This window comes from Ralstonia sp. 22111, assembly GCF_052045895.1.
GTDB classification, from domain to species: domain Bacteria; phylum Pseudomonadota; class Gammaproteobacteria; order Burkholderiales; family Burkholderiaceae; genus Ralstonia; species Ralstonia wenshanensis.
Genome location: NZ_JBQEPR010000009.1, coordinates 20750 through 42605 on the forward strand (window position 1 = coordinate 20750; position 21856 = coordinate 42605).

Annotated in this window: 19 protein-coding genes; 8 read left to right on the forward strand and 11 right to left on the reverse strand. The window is 64.8% G+C overall.

Annotated elements, in window-relative coordinates; genetic code table 11:
• The first annotated feature begins 11 nt into the window (after positions 1 to 11).
• The 3 genes from ACTJK4_RS20210 (at position 12) to ACTJK4_RS20220 (ending at position 2082) form a co-directional block, all read left to right on the forward strand.
• Positions 12 to 311, forward strand: coding sequence for a type II toxin-antitoxin system RelE/ParE family toxin (locus tag ACTJK4_RS20210; protein ID WP_260801189.1), 300 nt, complete (start codon positions 12 to 14; stop codon positions 309 to 311).
• A 2-nt stretch (positions 312 to 313) separates the two neighbouring features.
• On the forward strand, positions 314 to 616 hold the full coding sequence (locus tag ACTJK4_RS20215; RefSeq protein ID WP_232038729.1) for an addiction module antidote protein: 303 nt from the start codon (positions 314 to 316) through the stop codon (positions 614 to 616).
• 161 nt (positions 617 to 777) lie between these two features.
• Positions 778 to 2082 carry an MFS family transporter gene (locus ACTJK4_RS20220; protein ID WP_232038730.1) on the forward strand — a complete coding sequence of 435 codons (1305 nt, stop codon included), beginning with the start codon at positions 778 to 780 and terminating at the stop codon, positions 2080 to 2082.
• Between the two features lie 189 nt (positions 2083 to 2271).
• On the opposite strand, the gene ACTJK4_RS20225 is transcribed toward ACTJK4_RS20220, so the two are convergent.
• Positions 2272 to 3201 (reverse strand): type III effector protein, encoded by a 930-nt coding sequence (locus ACTJK4_RS20225; protein WP_440818782.1) that lies wholly within the window; start codon positions 3199 to 3201, stop codon positions 2272 to 2274.
• Positions 3202 to 3697: 496 nt separating this feature from the next.
• On the opposite strand from ACTJK4_RS20225, the gene ACTJK4_RS20230 reads away from it, so the two are divergent.
• The 4 genes from ACTJK4_RS20230 (at position 3698) to ACTJK4_RS20245 (ending at position 11175) form a co-directional block, all read left to right on the forward strand.
• Entirely contained in the window at positions 3698 to 6004 is a 2307-nt protein-coding gene (locus ACTJK4_RS20230; RefSeq protein ID WP_440818783.1) for a TonB-dependent siderophore receptor, read from the forward strand.
• A 417-nt stretch (positions 6005 to 6421) separates the two neighbouring features.
• A complete protein-coding gene (locus ACTJK4_RS20235; protein WP_440077608.1) occupies positions 6422 to 7690 on the forward strand; it encodes a hypothetical protein in 1269 nt (422 codons plus the stop codon).
• Between the two features lie 69 nt (positions 7691 to 7759).
• On the forward strand, positions 7760 to 8977 hold the full coding sequence (locus ACTJK4_RS20240; RefSeq protein WP_440818784.1) for a hypothetical protein: 1218 nt from the start codon (positions 7760 to 7762) through the stop codon (positions 8975 to 8977).
• Positions 8978 to 9087: 110 nt separating this feature from the next.
• Positions 9088 to 11175, forward strand: coding sequence for a leucine-rich repeat domain-containing protein (locus tag ACTJK4_RS20245; RefSeq protein ID WP_440818785.1), 2088 nt, complete (start codon positions 9088 to 9090; stop codon positions 11173 to 11175).
• Positions 11176 to 11249: 74 nt separating this feature from the next.
• On the opposite strand, the gene sctC is transcribed toward ACTJK4_RS20245, so the two are convergent.
• The 10 genes from sctC to ACTJK4_RS20295 all read right to left on the reverse strand — a co-directional run bounded on the left by sctC (position 11250) and on the right by ACTJK4_RS20295 (position 20432).
• A complete protein-coding gene (sctC, locus tag ACTJK4_RS20250) occupies positions 11250 to 13034 on the reverse strand; it encodes a type III secretion system outer membrane ring subunit SctC (protein ID WP_440818786.1) in 1785 nt (594 codons plus the stop codon).
• Between the two features lie 69 nt (positions 13035 to 13103).
• Positions 13104 to 14540: a helix-turn-helix transcriptional regulator gene (locus tag ACTJK4_RS20255; RefSeq protein ID WP_440818787.1), complete on the reverse strand. Its 1437-nt coding sequence runs from the start codon at positions 14538 to 14540 to the stop codon at positions 13104 to 13106.
• Between the two features lie 130 nt (positions 14541 to 14670).
• Positions 14671 to 15519: a type III secretion system export apparatus subunit SctT gene (gene sctT, locus ACTJK4_RS20260; RefSeq protein ID WP_232038738.1), complete on the reverse strand. Its 849-nt coding sequence runs from the start codon at positions 15517 to 15519 to the stop codon at positions 14671 to 14673.
• 34 nt (positions 15520 to 15553) lie between these two features.
• Positions 15554 to 16051: a type III secretion protein HrpB7 gene (locus ACTJK4_RS20265; RefSeq protein ID WP_440818788.1), complete on the reverse strand. Its 498-nt coding sequence runs from the start codon at positions 16049 to 16051 to the stop codon at positions 15554 to 15556.
• Complete coding sequence (sctN, locus tag ACTJK4_RS20270) at positions 16048 to 17340, reverse strand: type III secretion system ATPase SctN (RefSeq protein WP_239498105.1); 1293 nt, start codon at positions 17338 to 17340, stop codon at positions 16048 to 16050. Before sctN ends, ACTJK4_RS20265 begins: the two co-directional genes overlap by 4 nt.
• 23 nt (positions 17341 to 17363) lie before the next feature.
• Positions 17364 to 18107 (reverse strand): type III secretion system stator protein SctL, encoded by a 744-nt coding sequence (gene sctL, locus ACTJK4_RS20275; RefSeq protein ID WP_440077612.1) that lies wholly within the window; start codon positions 18105 to 18107, stop codon positions 17364 to 17366.
• Positions 18092 to 18730 (reverse strand): type III secretion protein HrpB4, encoded by a 639-nt coding sequence (locus ACTJK4_RS20280; RefSeq protein WP_440818789.1) that lies wholly within the window; start codon positions 18728 to 18730, stop codon positions 18092 to 18094. Before ACTJK4_RS20280 ends, sctL begins: the two co-directional genes overlap by 16 nt.
• Positions 18727 to 19509: a type III secretion system inner membrane ring lipoprotein SctJ gene (gene sctJ / locus ACTJK4_RS20285; RefSeq protein ID WP_322018243.1), complete on the reverse strand. Its 783-nt coding sequence runs from the start codon at positions 19507 to 19509 to the stop codon at positions 18727 to 18729. The genes ACTJK4_RS20280 and sctJ overlap by 4 nt, the downstream gene beginning before the upstream one ends.
• Before the next feature lie 26 nt (positions 19510 to 19535).
• Positions 19536 to 19922: a type III secretion protein HrpB2 gene (locus ACTJK4_RS20290; protein WP_232038742.1), complete on the reverse strand. Its 387-nt coding sequence runs from the start codon at positions 19920 to 19922 to the stop codon at positions 19536 to 19538.
• 21 nt (positions 19923 to 19943) lie between these two features.
• Positions 19944 to 20432, reverse strand: a complete 489-nt coding sequence (locus tag ACTJK4_RS20295) for an HrpB1 family type III secretion system apparatus protein (protein WP_232038743.1) — start codon at positions 20430 to 20432, stop codon at positions 19944 to 19946.
• 323 nt (positions 20433 to 20755) lie between these two features.
• Here ACTJK4_RS20295 and sctU point away from each other — a divergent pair, with 323 nt between their 5' ends.
• Positions 20756 to 21847: a type III secretion system export apparatus subunit SctU gene (sctU, locus tag ACTJK4_RS20300; protein ID WP_433867655.1), complete on the forward strand. Its 1092-nt coding sequence runs from the start codon at positions 20756 to 20758 to the stop codon at positions 21845 to 21847.
• Positions 21848 to 21856 lie beyond the last annotated feature (9 nt).

Genomic DNA, 21856 nt, shown 5'->3' on the forward strand with positions numbered 1-21856 from the left:
AGCATCCCCGCATGCTGACGATCCGCACCACCAACGCTTTCGACACCTGGTTTTCGAGGCTGCGTGACAAGACTGCGCAGCGCCGTATCCAGGTGCGCATCGACCGCTTGCAACTGGGTCATCCAGGTGATGTGAAGCCTGTCCGAGCTGGTGTCAGTGAACTACGTATCAATCACGGCCCCGGCTACCGGGTGTATTTCGCCCAGCGTGGCGCAGTACTGATCATCCTGTTATGTGGCGGTGACAAGTCGACACAGGAAGCCGACATCCGACGCGCGATTGAGTTGTCGCGCCATCTCGACGTGGAGTGACCATGCCTAACGACAAACCCGTCAAAACCCGCCCGTGGGACTCCGCCGAGCATCTCAAGACCGAGGCCGACATGGCCGCATATCTGGACGCGTGCCTGGAGGAAGCGGCCGACGACCCCGCATTCATCACCCACGCGCTGGGCGTGGTGGCCCGAGCGCGCGGCATGACGCAGCTCGCACGTGACACCGGCATGACGCGCGAAGGGCTGTACAAGGCCTTGTCCGAAGAAGGCAACCCGAGCTTTGCCACTGTGCTCAAAGTCATGCGGGCGTTGGGTATTCGCTTGCATGCGGTCGCGGTGTAAGAGGCCGGGCGTACCCGTTTCTGCGTAACCTCCGCAGGCCTCCCGCAACACACTATCTCATCCATCGGGGCAATTCCGGGGCGCGACAATCTGCGACATGTCGCTACAATTCTGAGGGTCAGCTTAGGCTGCCCACAGAACAACCACACCGAGACGCCCTCATGGATAGCACTGCCACCCCGCATGCGGTTGACCCGCACGACACACGCCGCCGCATCTTTGCCATCGTCGGCGCGTCGTCGGGCAACCTCGTCGAATGGTTCGACTTTTACGTCTACGCATTTAGCGCGCTGTACTTTGCGCCGGCGTTCTTCCCCAGCGGTGACCGCACGACGCAACTGCTGAACACGGCGGGTGTGTTCGCGGCGGGCTTCCTGATGCGGCCGATTGGCGGCTGGCTGTTCGGCCGCATTGCCGACAGGCACGGCCGGCGCACGGCAATGATGATCTCCGTGCTGATGATGTGCGGCGGCTCGCTGCTCATTGCTGTACTGCCGACCTACGCGCAGATCGGTGCTCTGGCCCCGTTCCTGCTACTCGTCGCGCGGCTGTTCCAGGGCCTGTCAGTGGGTGGCGAATATGGCACCAGCGCGACCTACATGAGCGAGGTGGCGCTGCAGGGCCGGCGCGGCTTCTTTGCTTCATTCCAGTATGTGACGCTGATCGGCGGCCAGTTGTGCGCGGTGCTCGTGCTGGTGATCCTGCAGCAGCTGCTGACGACGGCCGAGCTGAAAGCCTGGGGCTGGCGCATTCCGTTTGTGGTGGGTGCGCTGACGGCGCTGATCGCCCTGTATCTGCGCAAGTCACTGCACGAAACGCAGACCGCCTCGGCGCGCAAGGCGGAGCACGCCGGCACGATCCGCGGCGCGTGGCAGCACAAGGGCGCGTTCCTGCGCGTGATCGGCTTTACCGCCGGCGGCTCGCTGATCTTCTACACGTTCACGACGTACATGCAGAAGTACCTCGTCAACACGGCGCACATGGAGACCAAGACCGCCTCCAACGTGATGACAGGCGCCTTGTTCGTCTACATGGTGTTGCAGCCGGTGTTTGGCGCGCTGTCCGACCGTATCGGCCGCCGCAATTCGATGCTGCTGTTCGGCGCGCTTTCGGTGCTGGGTACAGTGCCGCTCATGAAGGCGCTGGCCACGGTGTCGAGCCCGCTCGCGGCCTTCGGCCTCATCACGCTGGCGCTGGCTATCGTCAGCTTCTATACGTCCATCAGCGGGCTGATCAAGGCCGAGATGTTCCCGCCCGAGGTGCGCGCGATGGGCGTTGGCCTGTCGTATGCGATCGCCAACGCAGTGTTCGGGGGCTCGGCGGAATACGTGGCGCTGTGGTTCAAGCAGGCCGGCACCGAATCGACGTTCTACTGGTATGTGACAGCGCTGTGCGCGGTGTCTCTCGTTGTGACGTACTTCATGCCCGACCCGAGCAAGGAAGGGTATCTGCGCCACGAGCCGTGATGGCTCGTCGCTGATCGATGCACGCTGGGGCGCTCTGATTTGGTAGAGCGCCCTTTTTCATGTCCATTTCAATGAGCGGTCTTGCCATTCGCCTGGGGTGATATGGCACGCAGCTCCTGGACAGGATGTCGGCAAGCGCATTGGTGAAACCGACGCCGCTGACGCTGCGATAGATTCGGCGTCCTACCCTTAGACTGCAGCGTACGCGCCAAACCGCTGGCGAATCAGCTCTGGCGAATAGCGATAGTTCCAGCGCAACTCAACACCGGCGGCCACGCGCTGTGTGGCAAAGAAGGCGCGGATGGCAAAGCGTCGTCCGCAACGTGAAGTCGCCTCAAACACCGCAGCCTCCATGTTGTAGCCCGACTCCGCCTGCCGATCCGCCTTGCCGCGTTCGTAGGTAAAGATGGTGTTGGCCATCGCCAGGATGTTTTCCCCGTCGACCCAGGAATCGACGCCGCCAGCGCTGGTGCTCAGCACGAAGGAATCGTCGAGACAGGTGTAATAAGTGGCGGGCGTCAGGAGCCGGCCGCCGTAGACGCCGAGGCATTCGCCAACGGCGACGTCCCGCGCAGCAAATACACCACGCTCGCCAATGAGTGCCTCCTCGCGCGCGTCGCGTAGGTCAGCGCGCTGCATCCGCCGGCACACAAGCGTGCGTTGGTACAGCGCGCCACGCAGGGGGGGCGCCACATCGGCCTGCAGATACGGCCATACGGCGTCTGCCGGGTAACGCTCGAAGCGGTCTCTGGATCGACCGGTCGGCTCCAGCGTGGCGATAAGAATGGGCTGCTCCATTTCGTCGCGAAACGGATAGCCCTGGTCGACCTCGGGCGAATACGCGAGTCGCGCAATGGCGTGCGACTGCTTGAATGCCTGCGTCTCTTCTCGAAAGGCCTGAACGCACTTCAGCACGGCGAGGTCGTCCGGCTCTTCGGACACCAATTCCAGAATTTCGGAGCGCAGCGCCTGAGCGGTGGCATAGAAGCGCTCGTGCCGCGCGGCAAGTCCACGCGTTTCAGCGGCCCTTCGAAGCGACGAACGAATGCGCTCGGCCAGCGCATCGGCAAGGCAAGACGTTGATGACAGCATAAACACCACGGCAGCAGGACGAGTCACGGACGGCCACAACCATAGCGGCCGCCCGGCGCACGGCAGCGCCACAGCGCGAAAGGAACTGTTGCGGCGCGAAACAAGGTCGCGCCCATCATCCAATGACGTGCGTCCAAAGGAAGCGCTCAACAGATCAGAGACTGCGTTACGGTGCGCCGAGAGACTGCGTCAAGCGGCTCGAGAAGAACCGCCCCCCTCTTCGGAGGGGAAACGTGGCATGGATCGTGCGTTATTGGCGCCCGTTTCACGCCAATAAAAATACGGGTGGGGTATGAACAACAAGCGGATCCCGGCGATCGCGCTGGCGAAAGGCAGGCGCCAGTTCGGCATGTGTGGACTGGACCATCGCGCCAGTCTGGACCGGGGGTGCCCCTAGCAGGCAGATCCGTCTGTTTCTGCGACGCGGCAGAGCGCCTCGGAAGTTTCAGGCGCAGGGGGCGCGAACGTCCTGCGTTCTCCGTTCTTTCCAGACCTTCACCGCACGGTGACAGCGCTGCCCCTCATGACGCCCTTGCCTCTTACCTGGTTCCGCCTCCCTGGCCTGGCTGCCGTGCTGATCGGACTGTCGATGGCACAGCACGCGCATGCCATGGCGGCTGACGAGCCGCTGCAGGTGCGTATCGAGCGCTCGACGCTCGAGCATGTCCTGATGGAAATCACGCGATTGAGCGGTCAACCGGTGTCGTTCGCATCCAGCCTTGTGAAGGAGCGCTGGGCAGGCCCGATCGACGGCAAGATGACGGCCGCAGACGCGGCCCGGTTGGCACTGCAAAACAGCGGGCTGGCGCTCTCCGTGCTGCCTGACGGCACGCTCACCGTTGTGGCGGCCGACAACGCCGGCGCGCCCGACTCACCGCGTGACATCGGCTCACTACCGCCATCGGAAGTCCATGGCGCGGGCGACATAGGATTCGCGGTAGGCTCCAGCAGCGCCATCACCCGCGTTGAAATGCCGATGACGAGCATGCCGCACGCCGTCAATACGGTCACACGCGGTCTCTTGGCCAGCCAACAGCCGACCTCATTGAATGCCGCATTGGCGCAGGCCGGCGTGGCATCGGTATTGGCTGACCCCACAGCACCGCCCCTCTATGCCATCCGCGGCTACCTGACCAACACAATTTCGGTGGATGGCTTGCCGGACAAGCTCGGCTCCTTGCGGCCCGTGGATGCACTTGAAGAGATCGACGTCATCAAAGGACCGAACGCCGACGTGGCGAGCGTCACCATGGCTGGCGGCGCCATCAATGCCAGCCTGAAAGCGCCGACCGCTGCCGCGCAGCGCAGCATCGCCATGGAGGTCGCCTCGCATGCCGGCCGTAAGGTGGTCGCTGACCTGGCCGGGGCCATCGGGGCCAACGGGCTGTCATACCGCTTCGTTGGGCTCAATGACACGACGACCGACAGCGACGCCGGATACGCGGGCCACCGCGTCAGCTACGCCCACGCCGCGCTGGGCTGGAGCGACAGCGCAACAAGCATTACCGCCGGTATCGAATCGCTCACCAGCCGGCAGCCCGTGCCGCCCGCCACCTTCGCACTGGGCGGCGCACCTGCCCGCGTGCCCGCGCAGCTTCCCTTCGGCAACGTAGACGATCGCGTGGAAGGCAGCGGCACGCGCGTCTACTACACGGCCTCGCACAACCTGACCGATGACTGGGCCATCCATTCGCGGGCGAGCTATGAATCCGTGAGAGAGGAATCGGCCCAGTGGGACCTCGGCTCCGCCTCGTCGTATCGCGCCATGCCCAACAACACGATCTGCGGGCTGCGCCACACAGAAAGCCACTTGTGGGCCATGTCGAACGAGTTGACGGGCACCTGGTCGCACAACGCCGTGCGCCATGCATTCACGCTCGGCTGGGAAGAGATCCAGGAACGGCAGAACCTGATCAAACCGGGGTCCATCGCCCAGGTCACGCAAGACCCGTTTGCGCCCGTACCGCTGCCGCAGGCAACGTTCGTTCCGGGCAACGGGTTGTCGCAAACGTTGCGGCAATCGATCTTTCGGCTGCGCGACCACGTCGCCATTGGCGACAGATGGGAGATGTCCGGTTCCATCCGCGCGAACAACTACGTCGCCCTGCTGCCCCATACGCAATTGCGAGGCGTGGCCTGGACGCCCGCCGTCGGCGTGCTCTACAAGCTCACCCCCAGCACGGCGTGGTTTGCCGACTACATGCGCGGCTTCCAGATCAACACCGGCTACTTCTATGACGGCACCGGCACGCAACCCGAGCGCAGCCGCCAGGTGGAAACCGGCCTGCGATGGGAAAACGCCCACCACACGCTGACGGCACAGGCAGCGCTCTATCGCATTGATGCCAAGAACGTGAGCCTGGCCGACGTGTCGCACCCCGGCTACTACGCGCAACTGGCCGAACAAACCAACCAGGGCGTGGAACTGTCGATGCAGGGCACGGTGGCGCGCGGCTGGGAGGCCTCGTTGTGGTTGTCGGCCTCTCGCATGTCGGCAAGGCTGCCGGGCGGCTACGCACCCGGCGTGCCAGCCCGAAACGCCGCGCTCTGGACGACGTACACCATACAAAGCGGCGTGCTCGCAGGCGCCGGCATGGGGCTTGGCATCAGCGCGCAGGGCCGAGCCGATGCCCATGGTGACGCCCCTTTTCGAGTACCCGGCGCCGTGCGCGTCGACAGCAGCCTCTTCTGGCACCAAAAGCGTTGGCGCATCGATGTCTTTGCCCGCAACCTCTTCAACGTGCGCACATACGGCAACACGCTCAGCAGCAGCTACATCCCGATCCTGCCCGGCCGCACGCTGGCGCTGCGCGTCACGCACAACTTCTGAATCCCACTCCCGATGGGTCCGCCGCATGCCCTGACACGGCGGCGCGCGCGTGAGCCTGCCTCCTCTCACATCTCGCTGGCCTGCGATTTCGTCTCGGTGATCAGGGCTTCGGCCTCGCAGCATGGCCTGATGGCCGACATTCCCTAACGTTCCACCAAAGTCGCCCGACATGCCATTTCGCTCTGCGATCGGCGTGCCGGCACGCGGCTGCCCAGGGCTGCGCGGCCCGGCACGGGCAGAACGCGCAGGGCCATACCGGCCCCGCGACCCGAACCGGAATCGGAATCGGAAGCGATTGCCGTGCCGCCGTTTCTCTGCAGAGGCCGGTCGCGCGGCTTCTCTCCTCTCTGTATCGGCATGCGCCCTGTCAGCGGCCTGGGCGGTGCCATGCATCACGCCTGCCCACTGAGGTGACACATGAATATGAAGGTCCAAGACAACGCTTCACTGAATATCTCGACCCAGCTCCAACTGGATCAGCCCGGCAAACAGAACCAGGCCGACAGCCCGCTGCAGCATCTCGTGCAAGACATCCTGAAGGTGCTTGAAGCCATGCTGCGCAACGCCACAGCACAAGGCGGCGCCAATGCAGGTGCCGGCGGTGGCTCGGGTGGCGCAACCGGCGGTGGCGCCCCGGGCGCGGGTGCTGCGCATGGCCCGTCGGCCAGCCAAGGCGCACAAGGCGCCCAGGGTTCGCAAGGCGCGCAGGGTGCCAGCAAGGGCCAGCAAGTTGGCGATGACAACGGCGGCGACTCCAGCAGCCAGGACCCGATGCAAGCGCTCATGAAGCTGCTGGAAGACCTGCTGAAGTTCATGACGCTCAGCGAGCAGATGCAGCACAAGCTCGACACGGGCGAAGGCGCCAAGGGCGTCGATGGCGCAGGCGGTGCCAACGGCGGCAAGGGCCTCAACATGGACGACATGCTCCAGATGCTCGACGACGCGCTGCAACTGATGCAGCAGCAGATGATGACAAACGCCTTCGGTGGTGCGGGCGGCGCAGGTGGCGCTGACGGTGGTGCCGGTGCAGGTGGCGCTGATGGTGGCGCTGGCACTGGCGACGTTGGCGGTGCTGACAACGCAGGCGGCGCAAACGGTGCTGACGGCACGGGCGACACCGGCGGCGCAGACGGCACCGACAACTCGGGCGACACCAGCGGCGCAGAGGGCACCGACAACTCGGGCGATACCAGCGGCGCAAACGGTGCTGACGCCACAGGCGATGCCAGTGCCGCATCGGGCGCGGACAACGCCAACGGTGCCGAGGCCAGCGGCCAAAAGAGCAACGACGCCATGATCGAACAACTGCTGAAGGTGTTGGACGACCTGGTGAAGATGCTGGCGCAACAACAGCAACAGGCGCTTGGCGGCGACCAGACGCAAGGTGGCAGCGCTGGCGCGGGTGGCGCAGGCAACGCGGGCGCGGCAGGTGGTGCGCAAGGCGCGGGTGGCGCAGCGGGCGGCACGGCAGCCGGTGGCGCAAACGGCCCGTCCGGTGCCTCCGGCACGCCGAACACCGCCACGGCCGATGGCGCGAACGGCGCAGACGGCACCGGAAACGGAGCGAACAGCCCCATGGCGCAGCTCGAAACGCTACTCAAAGACATGATCAAGGTGCTCGAGCAACTGCAAGCCCAAAAGGCCGGCGGCACGCAACAGCAGCACTCCCAGGTGCAGGGCGCGTAACGCCAGGCCACTTAACCTGACGGCCGGCAACGGTCGTCATTTTTGCTATCTCAAGCACGGAGACTCACCATGAGTATCTTCAGCAAAATCAAGCACGCCTTTCAGCACTTGGGCAATGACATCGCCAAGGTCGGCAAGGGCATTGCCCACGCCGCCGAGAGCGTCGGCAAAAACCTCGTCCACGATGTGGAGGCCGTTGCCAAGCAGACGGCAGCCATGACCAACGACCTGGTGCACCTGCGTATTCAAAAAGCGCTGCACGATGCGGTAGGCGTTGGCGAAGCCACCTTCAAGGGCATGCGGGATCTGAATACCGCCGCCTTTGACGTGGCCGAAAAATCGCTGGAAAACGCCCACCTAAGCAAGGGCCTGGACAAGGCTCTGAGCAAGGTCGACAAGGCCCGGGGCTTCGTCAACGATATCGCCGACCGCACGGTCAAGAGCATCGGCGATAGCGTCAACGGTTTCGCAGACAGCACCATTGCAGCCGGCAAAGCCGCCGCGCATGGTCACTTCGGTGAAGCGCTGGGCGACATCGGCTCAGCCGCTGGTAACGCCGCACAGTTGGCCTCGGACCTCACGCCGGAAGGTCTGGCCGCCAGCGCCGCCGTGGCAACGCTGCAGAAGACGCACCTGGGCGGTACGGTGGTCGACTCCGTGGTGGAAGGTGCGCTCACGGGCGGCCGCAGCGGCCTGAAGGATGCAGTCAAGCTTGCCGCCAAGGAAGGCACCAAGGCGGAGGCCGGCGTGCAGGCGCAGAACCTGTTCGACAAGGTGAGCGGTAATGGCAACGGCAACGGCAACGGCGACATGCTGCTCGGCGCTGCTGCCGCGGGCGCTGGCGTGGCAGGAGACTTCCATGCCTCGCGCAAGAACCGTCACGCCACGCCGCCTGAAGCCCACCACACCGGCACGCAACATCAAGCCGTCGCGGACGACCACGAAGGCGCAAGCCGCAAGGGCAAGAAGAAGCACGAGGCCGAAGTCGACTCCGGCAACGGCAACGGTAATGGCACCAGCAAGACGGGCAACGGCAACAACAACGCTCAACCCAACGGCGCGGACCCCACCGGGCAGGATGCGCTCCTGCAGCTGCAACTCCTGCAACAGCAGTCTGCGCATCAACGCATGCTGAACGCCATCAAGTCGAACGGCGATGACGACGACGATGACGACGGCGACGACGTCACCTCCAAGGCACCCGCTTCGGCACCGCAGTCCTCCGGCTCGAGCCAAGTGAGCGCTAGCGCCAACGTCAGCACGTCGACGCATAAGAAGGCCGCGTAAGCCAGCGCCTTCGTGTGCTTCACGTCGGCCCCACGCGATGTTTGCGTGGGGCTGATGCTTTCCATCATCGGTGCGACGCCACCGCGGTGCACCTCTCGACGCGAACTTCAATGCATTCGATCAACCCATTCCGCCGCACTTCGCAGGCTCAGGCCGCCGATTCCACTCCAGCGCGCAGCAACGTCCCCGCCTACGCCACGCCCCCGCGGCAGGAGCCTGCACGGCAGCCACGGCGCAGCGGCATTGCCGGATTGTTCGGGCTGCGCCGCTCGCCCGCCAATGCCGGCGGGCCTGCCGCTGCACGCCCCAACATCCGTGCCGGCACGTCCACTGGCCCATCGCGCACGGCGCCAAACAGCCCACTCCATGTACACCCCCCCGCGCTGGAAAGCCCACTGCACGGCGCCGCCGCCGTGAATGCGCGCATCGCCGGTTCCGGTGTCCGCCTGGCCCTGGAAGCGTGGCACGCGCAGATGCTTACCCGGATTGCCGACTACCGCCCGGCAAACCCGCCTGCCCACTTCAATGCGGAACGACAGCTCAACGTTGCACTGACGCACATCGAAGACGTAGCGCGAGGGCGTCGAGAGCCCGCAGACAAGATCGAACTGAAAGCGACGCCCGTGCTCCATCTGCCGGATCTCGTCTCCGAAATCGCACACCTCAAGACGCTCCACTTGTCGGATTGCGACTTGCGCGAGTTGCCGCATGATCTGGGCAACCTTGGCCTGCTGGAGACGCTCAAGCTGCACGACAACCAGCGCTTGCTTGCGGTGCCCGACACGCTGGGGCAATTGTCGTGCCTGAAACATCTGGAAATCGTGGGAAGTGGCGTGCGCGAGTTGCCGGCCATGCACGGGCTGGCGAACCTGGAGCACCTTGCCATCCAGCATTCACCGCTCACCTGGCTGCCGCGCGACATTGGCAACGCACGCAAGCTGAAAACACTGTCTCTGGCGCATACCTATCTGCGCGAAATACCTGCCAGCATCGGCAACCTGTCGAAGCTCACCGAACTGAACCTCCAACACAACGTAGGCCTGACTTCGGTACCCGATTCCATTGGGCAACTGCGTCATCTGAAAGCGCTCGATCTCTCCGACTGTCCGCAGCTCCGTGCCGTGCCGGCGTCGGTCGGAAAACTACACCAGATCAAGACCATCGATCTGCGTGGCTGCACGGGCCTCACCATGCAGGGTCTGCCGAAATCGCTCATCACTCCGATGCCCGGCCGCAAGGTGCACTTCCCGGAACATCTGCGCACCGAAATCGGCAAGGTGCGTGAAGAATGGGCGATGAAGAATGCGCCGCGCCTTCAACTGCTGCAGGCCGACATCGAGCGCAAGAACGAAGAGATGGAAAACGCCGTCTTCGGTTCGGCAAGCGACATGAATGACGGCCAGTTGTTCTCGGTCGCGTTTCGACTGAAGCATGCCCATGACAAGTTGCCCGAAGTGAGGAATCAGGCCCTGCGGAATCCGGCAGCCCTGCAGGCCGATGCGTCTGCCGCCATGCGGCAGGCGTTGGCCAACGCGTTCAACGTTGAGCCCGATCGCGAGGGGTTCGCACGTTTGGATACCGCTGCACGTGCATTGCCGCGCGCCCTGCAGCATGAACTCGCCGATCTGGTGGCCTCCAGCTCGGGGCGTCAACTGGTGATCGCCATTGGCGAAGGCGCATTTGGCGTGCGAGGCTCCAGCCGGCTGCAACAGATGCTTCCGGCGTTCGCGCAGAAGATTGCCAACCACGCGCAGATCCAGAGTCTGCGCGAACAGGCAAGGCGTCCTCTGTCAACCAGCCCTGCGCACCAGGTGGCTGCACAGCTGGTACCGATTGTTCAGCAGTTGTGGACCGCCACGCAGGCCCAGGCCGCACTCGCGGCGCTTGCACAACCATTGCAGACTGAACTGAAACCGCTGCTGGCCTCAGAAGCTGGCCGCCAGTTCGTGTTGGACCTCAGCAAGGTGGCCGAGGGTGCCAAGGGAACGAGCACGCTCAGGCGTCTTCTGCCGCAATTGGCCACGCGGATTGCGCACGACCCGAAGGCGCAGGCCCTTCACCGGCTGGCACGGCAGGATCAACACGGCACTGCAGACGAACGCCGGGAAGGCCTTGCGCTGGCACTGCTTCCCATCGCCCAGCACCACTGGAATGCGCTTGCGCAGCAAGGCGTCGCCGAGCCGTCAAACCGCCGTTGACCGCGTTGCCGGCGAGCACAAACAGAAAAGCCTCCCGACGGGAGGCTTTTTTTCTGCTGCATTGGCAAGTGGCCTTACAGCGCCACCACTCGCGGGGTCAGCAAAAACAAGCGCTGGAACCGCTGGCCAGTCGTCTGGTCATGCCGGAACAGCGCCCCCAGCAACGGGATCTTCGAAAGCCCGGGCACAGCATCCACACCCTTGGTCTGCTGGTCGACGGAGTAACCGGCGATCAGCAGGCTTTCGCCTTCGTTGATGAGTGCCTGGGTGTCGATCTCGCTCTTGTTCACCACCGGCAGGTTGCCGACCATCTGACTGGTGATCTGGCCATCCTCAATATGGATGTTCATCCGAATGCGCGACGTGCCTCCATCGGTCACCACCATCGGCAACACGCGCAGCGACACGCCCGCCGAAATACTGTACAGATCCGCCGACTGATACCCCGCCACCGGCACGTAGAAATTCTGCTTGCTGTCCATGATGGCCTCGGTGTTGTCGAGCGTGGCCACCTTAGGGCTCGCGGTAATGTGCGCCTGGTTGGTCTGCTGCAACGCGCTGATACGCGCCATCAGGTAACGCGATGCCCCACCGATCACGGCGGTCAACACACCCCCCGTTGGCGTAGCGGCAATGGCCGCAGCGGCATTGGCCGTGGTGGTAACCGCATCGAGCGAGCCCGGATTGGACAATTGCGTGTTCGTGCCAGAACCGGTTTGCATGTCGATGTGGCTGTTGTGCAGACGCCAGTCAACGCCGAGGTCTTCCAATGCGCTCTCGCTGATCTCGATGATATTGGCGCTGATCTCCAGCACAGCCGGGCGTGTGTCCAGCGATTCAATCAACGATTGGTGGGCCGCCATGCGGTCTGCGCGGTCTCGTACGAGCACCGAGTTGCTGCGCGGGTCTGCATGGATGATCGGGGCGCTGCCGCCGTCTTCCTGGAATGCATCCGTACGGCTGCGGCCTTCGCCGCTGGGCAGCGGTGCCACAGCGCCACCACCGGCATATTGGCCGATACCGCCAGGCGGCAGAGGCGCCTTGCCGCCACTGCGATCATTGCCGCCCAGGCCAGAAAGCGCACGCGTGCCACCACGGCCTGCGTTTGCCTCGCCGGGGGCGACGCTGTCGACGCGACGGTCACTGCCGCGCTGCGGGGGGTTCTCCGTGCTCGGTGCGTTGTTGCCGTACATGCTGTTCAGGATGGACGCGACACCGCGGATGGTGATGGACTGGCCGTCCACCATCATGGTGTGGTCCGTGGCCCAGGCATAGCGCAGCGGGAAGGAACGTACGACGGTGCGGTTGGCGTCCTCGCGGCCGCGATCGATCAGGCGTGCGATGTCCTGCACGAGTTCGACCAGGCGCGGCGGCCCGGATACGACCACGCTGCCGGTTTCGTCGTCGTACAGCACGGGAAAACGTGGGTCGGTCACGCCCAGGCGCGTCAGCGCACGCTTGACCTGCGCGGTGGACGCGCGTTGCAGCGCAATGGTCGCGCTCTGCGCCTCGTTGGCGCCCGTCACGCGCAGCACGGCGCCGTCGTAGTACCACGCAAAGCCGAAGGTGGCGGCCATGCGATCGAGAAAACGCTGCGGTGTTTCATTGAAGTTGCCCGTCACGCTGCCCTCGACCTGCGGCGAAATCCACGTCATAACGTGCTGGCTGGCGCCGAGGTCTCGCAAGACATCCTTCACGTCTTTGCGGTCGGCCACGTATTCAAATTTTTGCGACTGCCAGGGGATCACCGCCGCAGCGGCACTTCCGGCCAGCGACAGCACCGCGATGGCCGCGGCCATCAGGCACCGGCACGCGGCCAGCACGCGACCCTTCCGGCCCGCAATTCGAGTCAGATGCATGGTTGCACTCGTGAGAATGAAGAAGACAGACCGCACCAGCGCGCGGCCACGCGATACAGCGCCCGCGACTTAACGCCAGATGGTTTCAGACGGCGCTTCGTTGAACTGCTTGCGATACCCCTTGACCAGCGCCGAGCGGCTGCGGATGCCCCAGCGCGATGCCGTATCGATGATGTTCGACGGCCCGCGCCCCTCGTCCAGCAGGTCAGAGCGGATGCCCTCAAGACGCAGGCGGCGGATGACCGAACTGGGCGACATGCCCACCGCGCTCTTGAACGCAAGTTGCAGCGCACGCTCAGTCACGTTGATATGCGCGGCCACCTCACGCGTGGTCAGGTCGCTGCGCTCAATGTTGTCCAGGATGTAGTGATACGCGCGCCGGTACTTGGCAGACAGCCGCGCGCTCACATCATCGGACGCGCGTGACGCGGCGGGCGTGGTCTGGCTGACGCGGCGCACGCCGGGCGATTCGGTGCGCAGGCAGCGCAGGGCATCTTGCATGTAGGCGGTGTAGTACTTGAGCGCACCGGCTGCGTCGCCGCGCTGCGCGGCCATCTTGGCGCGGCAGTAGAGGTAGTCGAAATTCCAGCGGCGTGCGCCGAAAGACGTATCGCGGTTGCAGATCTGGTCATAGACCTTGCCGGCCACGTCGTGCTGCTCGCCGCTGAGCGCTGCCAGCACCACCTCAACCTTCGTCTGCATCAACAGGCGGCTACCCATGCGGCGGGACTGCCCCATGATCGCCATGAGCGGGTCGATTGCCGTGCGATCGCCATCGGCCATGCGGCGCAGCAGGCTCAGGTACTCGGCGCGGCGATGGATCATCGCGGGCACACTCGCATCGTGCTTGCCGTTGGGCGCCCATCCGTCGCGGCCGCCATGGTGGTGCAGCATCGCAGCACCCACTTCGGCCGACTGCCAGAACGCGTGTTCGAGCAAGCGATTGGAGCACCGGATGCCAGCCTGCACCGCAAACTCGTACACGACGAGATCGAGCGTGGCGAGCCAGCCGGCGTCATTGCGCTCCGTTGCAATGGCGCGCGCCGATTGCAGCGCCTCGTCTGCTGCGTCCTGCTGACCAAGCTGGTGATGCACGAGGGCCAGGCCCATCATGCCTTCGATGCGCTGCAGCCACGTCGCGCCATCGTCTTCAGCCATGCGGGAAAAGCAGCCCGCCGCGGCCGAATAGCGATCGCGCAGCAGCGATTGCCAGCCCATGTTGCGGCACGAGACCACGCGCAGTTGATCATCCGAATGGCGAATCAGACGCTGCGCGGTGCGGAACGCTTCTTCGGCGTCTTCATCGCACTCCAGCAGCATCGATGCATCGGCCATGGCCAGCACGCCAGCGTAGTCGCCAGCGTCCTTGCCTTGCTGGCCGCCATGATCATCGACCAGTTGATACGCGCGGTCGAAATCCTCCGCGAAGACGGCCTTCGCATAGTCAGGCAGACGCTCACGCGCTGCCAATCCGGAGGCCAAGGCAAAGTAGATGTTTCCCAGCATGTCGACGCTCCCGTGTCAGAGATTGCGGCTCGCGAAGCGCGGGCCGCTTGGTGTTTGATTTCGTAAGGACATCCTAAGAAATCGCCGCACCCACAATCTCAACAAAGCTTCGTCAGGCGCTGAACAATCCTCACCGCATATTCTTCGGTTTTGACGACGTGTCATCGCCCACCAGTCCGCTCTTGACCCGCTGCAGCAACTGGCTATAGGTGAGCGTATCCCGCACCTGGCTGGACATGGCCACGACCAGCGCCGTGACCATGAGGATGGCCACCGCACCCTTGATGGGCTGGCCAAGCGAAGCGGGTTCGAGCTTGTCTGCCGCACGCGATAGCAGGCCGATGCCGGCATCGATGAGGAACAGCGTCATCATCACCGGCGCTGCGAGCTTCACGGCCGTGGAGAAAATGGAATCGGTTTGCTGCAGCAGAAAACTCTCGGCAACAGCGCTCATGTCGGGCAGCGTGGCACCCAGCGGCCACCAGTGGAACGACTCGAACACCACGCCCAGCAGGAACAGCATGCCGCCCGCTGCATAGAACAAGGTGACGGCCAGATTCAACAACGTGTTGCCGATCGGCGTGTTCTGGTCGCCCTGCAACGGGTTGCTCATCTGCACGTTGTTGAAACCCGCCATGTTGTCGACGATCGTGCCCGCCGTCTGCGCCACCCAGAACACCGTGGACGCCGCGTAGCCGAGGCACGCGCCCAGAAAGATCTCCTTGCCGGCCAGCAGGAACCACCGGGCCGCGCTCAGGTGTTCCGCCACGGCGGGCGGCTGCGCCGCTGCAACGATGATGGCGAGCGTGTAGACCACGCCATTGCGCGCGGTGCCGGGCACGGACTGGTCACTCGTGGCCGGCAGGATCGCGAAGATGGTCATGATGCGCACGCACGACAGCGCGAGCAGCGCAAGGATGACCTCCGCGCTTTCATCAAGATCAAACCAGGCGTGCAGAACGGTATCGATCGCTTCCATATGAGGGCGTGAATGTCGTCAGAATGTTTCGCCATCAAGCCGCTGCGCGTGGGCGCGGACGCGCCAGGATGGCCTCCACGGCCTCTTCCTCGGTGGCAAGCTCGCGCTCAGTGGCTTCCTGCTGGTCGATCCGCTCCGCAGTCTTACGGCATTGATCGAGCATGGCATCGAGCCGCGCCAGTGCCTGGCGGCGCGCCTTGAGTTCGGCCTCGCGTTCGGCCACGGCGGCGTGCGCGGCCGCCACGTCGTGCTCGGCCTGCACGACCGCATCATCCAGCTCGCCGCGAAACGCGTCGTAGCGCAAGTACGCATCGGCCAGCAGCACGGGGGCGGCAATCAGTTGATCCATGCGGCCGATATGCCCGCGCAGCCGCTCATGCGCGCGCTCGCACGCGTCTTCGCTGTCTTGCGCGGCGGCCTGTGCTTCCGCCACGGCTTGCTGTGCGGCAGCAATCTCCGCTTCGACACGACGGCGCTGGCGCGTTTTGGCTTCGATCAGCGTGTGCCAGACAGCGGAGCGCTTGCGCTTCATGTCTGACCCACCTCGCTCAGCAGCCGATACGTCTCGTCTGGGCTGCACCACTCGTCGGTGCGCTGGCGCAGGAAGTCTTCCATCCAGCCGTTCCATTGCACGGCGGTGTCGGCCACGGCATCGCTGCCTTCCTTGTATTCGCCCATCTGCAGCAGCGTCTCGACCTCGTTGTACTTGGCAAGCAATTGGCGCATGCGGCCGGCTGCTGCGCAGTGGTCGGCCGGCGCGACTTGCGTCATCACACGGCTCAGGCTATTCAGGATGTCGATGGCCGGATAGCGATTGCGCGCGGCAATGTCGCGCGACAGGATCAGGTGGCCATCCAGAATGCCGCGTACTTCTTCGGCCACGGGGTCGTTGCCGGATTCGTCTTCGGCCAGCACGGTGTACAGCGCGGTGATGGAGCCCGTGGCGCTCATGCCTGCCCGCTCGAGCAGGCGCGGCAGCTCAGCAAACACTGACGGCGGAAAGCCACGCCGCGTGGGCGGCTCGCCCGCTGCAAGGCCGATCTCGCGCTGCGCACGGGCAAAGCGCGTGAGCGAATCCATCATCAGCAGCACGCGCAGCCCTTGGTCGCGGAAATACTCGGCGATGGCCGTACCCACGTGCGCAGCCTTGGCGCGCTCCACGGACGAACGATCGGACGTTGCACACACCAGCACGGAGCGGCGCATGCCTTCCTCACCCAGAATCTGTTCGATGAACTCGCGTACCTCGCGGCCGCGCTCGCCAATCAGCACGATCACGTTGACGTCGCATTCGGTGCCGCGCGCCAGCATGCCGAGCAGCGTGCTCTTGCCCACACCGGCCGGCGCGAAGATGCCCATGCGTTGCCCCTCTGCCAGCGTCGCCAATCCGTCGATCACGCGCACACCGGTGGCTAGCGGCTGCTCCACCAAGCGGCGCGACATCGGGTCAGGCGCCTGCGCAAACACCGGCACGTAGTCGTACACATCCAGCGGCGGTCCACCATCGGCGGGTCTGCCCAGACCATCCAACACGCGGCCGAGCAACCCGGGCCCGATCCCGACCGAAAGCGTGCGCCCGCTCGGCACCACGCGGGTCGATCGCGATAAGCCCACCACGCCGCCAAAGGGCGCCAGCAACGCAAAGTGCTCGCTAAAGCCGACCACCTCGCCTTGCTGAAGCTCCGTGCCGTCCGGCGTGGTCAACGTGCAAAGCTCGCCAAGCTTGACGTCCACGCCGCCCACCCGCAACAGAGTGCCCGTCACTTCCACGACCTTGCCCAGCCGCTGGACGGGTGCCACGCTACGAATTGCCTCGTCCATGGCGTCGATCAGCGCGGCTTTGGTCATGCCGCATCCTCGTCGAAGCCGCCCTCGTCATCTGCGAAGTCTTCGTGCGGATCGGCATGTTCAACCGGCTTGCGCTTGCGACCGGAAAGCGCCTGTCGAAGCGCGGCCAATTGCACACGCAGGCTCGCATCGGCCACGCCGTGGTCCCATTCGCACTGGCAATGTCCGGGCTCTGCGCGGTCGTCTGCCAGCACCTCGAAGGCGGCGTTGAGGGACCCCGTCTGCACGGCCTTGGCGAAGGCGGCGCGGGCCGGTTCGATCTCGTCTGCACACACACGCACCGTCAAGCGCGCTTGGCTTTGCAGCACGCGGCCGAGCGTGGCGGCTACACGCGCAAACAGCGCCTGGCGGTCGGATTCCAGCACCACATGCTCGACTGCCTGCATGACCGTGGCGATCAGGCGGTCCTCCTCGCGGCGCGTGGCTTCGTCATCGTCGTACGCGCGCGCGGCCATGGACGCGTGAAAATCCTCTAACGCACGTCGCTGACCAGCGGCATAACCGAGCTTGGCGCTGCGCTGCGCGCGCTGCTCGGCTTGCCTGAGCAACTCGTCGGCATTGGCCTGGGCTTGCGCCACGATGGCTTCAGCCTGGGCGTGAGCCTGCGCCATTGCGGCCTCACGCGCCTCCTCCGCGGCCCGCCATGCGGCATCCAGTTCGACCACGTGCCCGTAGTCTTCTGCACGGATCACGTCCGAGCCAATGCCAAGCGGAGCATCGCGCCTCAACCAAATAACCATGCCAACTCCGGAAAGAGAACAGGCAACGCAGCCATGAAGGATTCGGCTGGCGTTCCATCTGAGGGAGTGCCGGCACCCGGCGGCAACGGCGCTTGCATGCCGATCGTCAGGCGCATCAATTGCGCGAGCGACGGATCCGACACCGTACCGTCGGCAATCAGCGCATGCAGGCCAGCCTCGGCAAGCTGCGCCAAGTCGAGCGCAGGCAGCGGCCCACTGGCGTCTGGCGCCCAGTGCTCGCGTTGCGTCAACGCCGTGAGCGCTGCCTCCCCCAACAGACCGGCAAGACCGGCGAGGTAAGCACCGTCGATGCATCGCGCCAGCGCGGCACGCCTGCCGATCAGCATGCGGGCGGCCAGCACGCGCTGGAGGTCGTCTTTATCGAGCACGGCGAGGCGATGCCCGCGCGAAAGCAATGTCGGCAAGCCCACCTGACCCACGCCAAGCGCGATACAGACCTGGCGCCAGTCTTTGGTTGCGCCTGCCGGTACACCGTTAGCCTGCGCGGCGCATGCGGATGCATCGAACACATGCACTAGCCCACGCATCCGCTCTTGATACGCGTGCAACATGCGCAGGATCATGGCGGCGGCCGGATCGGGTGCGGCGCTCCTCTCGATCATGCTGTTGCGCGCTTCTTCCAGCGTGCCGGCAACTTGTCTTCCAGGCGCGCACGCGCTGCGTCAAGCCGTGTCCGGACGGCGGACAGCCGGGTTGCGGCACGCCACAGCAGGACGATCACGCCCAGCGCGCCCACCACGGCGCCGAGCGTGGCCCACGACACACCAGCCGGCGCGCGGCTGGCGACATCGGCGGTGGGCGCATCCACGGTGCCGGGCACCAGCGTGACGCTGACGTTCTCGTAGGTAAGCCCCTCCACGCTATGCACAACCAGGTTCTTGATGCTCGGAACCAGCGAAGACACATTGGCGCTCGGGCGGTATTTGATGAACACCGATGCGCTGGATGGCTTGACCACGGTGGCCAGCGGATCGTTGTTGGGCAGCACGATCTGCACATTGGCTACGGACACGCCGTCGATGCGCGAAAGCGTTTGCGAAAGCTGCTGCGATACGCCGTAAATGAAGCGCACCCGCTCTTCCGTGGGCGTAGAGATGAGCCCGTCCTTCTTGAAGATGTCGCCCAGGCTCGCGTACTTTTCATGCGGCAAGCCGTGGCTGTGCAGGACTTCCATCGCGCGGGCAAAGGCATCCTGGTCGACCATCACCGACCAGGTCTTGCCGTCATCGGGCGAATTCTTCTGCGCGTCGATGCCGGCCTGCAGCAGCACGGTGAGCATGTCGTTGGCGTCGGCCTCGCTCAGTTGGGCAAAGAGCTGCTTGTTGCAGCCAGCCAGCAGCGCAGTCAGCACGAACAGCAGTGCGAGTGCGCCGCGCCGCATGCGGCAGGATGGAAGCGCGGTCCGCATCATTGGTTCCGCATCAGGGTCTGCACGGCGTTCTTGCCGGAATGCGCAATGGTGCTGCCCAGGTGGATCTTCGTCATGGTGGCCGCGCACTCCATTTGCACGCGCACGCCTTCGGCCACCACTTCCTGCACCGACATACCGCGTTCGGCCTCGGTCATGGCCTCCACACGCGCCATCGACGCCTGCACGGCGGCATCCTCTTTCTTGACCAGTTCGCCAACGGCTGAAGGCCCCTTGCTGTGGTGCTGGCTGTGCTTTGCGTTCTGCAGCATCGATTCGAAGCGTGCAACAAGCTCGGGCGCGGGCGCGGCAGTTTCAGCCGGGGCAATGCCGGCGCCCAGCGTGCCGGCAGTGACCGGCGGAATGGCAGTGGGACCTTGGATCATGATGGACTCCCGGGAGGATGGTTAAGCGCGGGTGAAGTAGTGCGCGCTGTGGTAAGCGCTTAGATCCACGCTTTCTGCGGCCGGCGCGGCAGCGGCGGTGGTGCCGAACGTGCCGGCATCCATTTCTTCCTGCACGCCGATCAGCGTGCGCACCAGCGCGACGGAATCGGCGTCTTCGTTGCGGGCGAGCACCTCATTGGCATACACATGCCACTCCTGATCGCCCAGGGCGTTCAGGCACAGCGCCATCATGGCCGAGGCAAACGGCACCACGCTCTCGGCCCGCTCGCCGTTGTGCAGCTCGCGCAGGATGCGCGCGGCATCGGCGTATTGATGGCGGCCCACCAGCAGCCAGCCTTCCACCAGGTCGAGTTCGCGAAAATTCGGGCGCAGCGTGCGCAATGCAGTCAGCAGCGATTGCGCGTTGTCGAACTGGCCGCTGCGCGTTGCATACATCAAGACTTCGAGCAGCCCGCCCAGCAGGCGGTTGCTACATTGAATCGGTTCCATATCGCAGGGTTCTCCGTGTCGGGTCATGTCGATGCCGGCATTGATAGACCGGCCGACCTCGGGTGGAACCATAGACGCCCGCATGCCGCGCGCCAGCCACCCACCCCGAAAAAGAGCGCCCCGCCCCGAAGTCGGTCAGCGCTGTGCGCCCCCATGCACAACGCAGAACCGCCTGTTTTCGTCCGACCCGCACGCCGGCTTCGGAACGGCGCATCCGCCTTCGCTCAAGCGCCAAGCGCGTAGCGCCCGCGTCTGCACAATGCCTCGCATCGCTACGGCACCGTACGCCGCGGCCTCCTCCGTCGACACCCCAGGGCACCGCCATGTCGGACGAAAAAACCGAAGAGCCCACAGACAAGAAACTCAGAGACGCGCACAGAGACGGCGAAACCGCCAAGAGTGCCGACCTGATTGCCGCCGTCGTGCTGCTCACGGGCTGCCTGCTGCTTGCCATGACGGCATCGCTGCTGGGCGATCGCTGGCGGGCGCTGGTCGACCTCGCGCTCGATGTGAACAACAGCCGGCACCCGGCCATGACCCTCAAGCAGACGCTCGGCCACGTCGCACTTCAGCTGGCCCTGATGACGCTGCCGCTGAGCCTCGCGTTTGCGCTGGTCGCCTGGATTGCCACGTGGGGCCAGACGGGCATCGTGCTCTCAACCAAGCCGCTCGAGCTGAAGATGAGCGCCATCAACCCTGCATCGGGTCTGAAGCGCATCTTCTCCATGCGCTCGATGATTGACCTGCTCAAGATGGTGGTGAAAGCGCTCGCCGTTGGGGCCGCGCTGTGGAAGCTCGTCCTGATGTTGCTGCCGACCATTGTGGGCACGCCGTATCAGCCCGTCATGGATATCGCGCAGATCGGCATGTCGATGCTGGTGAAGCTGCTGGGCGCGGGCGGCTTGCTGTTTCTGCTGCTCGGCGCGGTGGACTTTGGCATCCAGCGCTGGCTCTTCATCCGCGACCACCGCATGAGCAAGGACGAAGTCAAGCGCGAACACAAGAACAGCGAGGGCGATCCGCACATCAAGGGCCAGCGCAAGCAGCTGGCGCGCCAGATGGTGGACGAAGCCAAGCCTAAACAGACCGTGGCCGGCGCGCAGGCCGTGATCGTCAACCCCACGCACTACGCCGTGGCGATCCGTTACGCACCCGAACAATGCGGCTTGCCGTGCATCACCGCCAAGGGCGTCGACGACGAAGCCCTGAGGTTGCGCGAAGAAGCGCAGGCGCTCGGCATTCCGATCATCGGCAACCCGCCGCTGGCACGCGCGCTGTACCTCGTGAAGCTGAATGATCCCGTGCCCGAAGCCCTGTTTGAAACCGTGGCCGAAGTGCTGGCCTGGGTGGGCGAGATCGGCGCGAAAGACCCCGGCGCCAAACACTCGGGCGCAGGCCCTTCCATCTTGAACTGAGGCATCCGA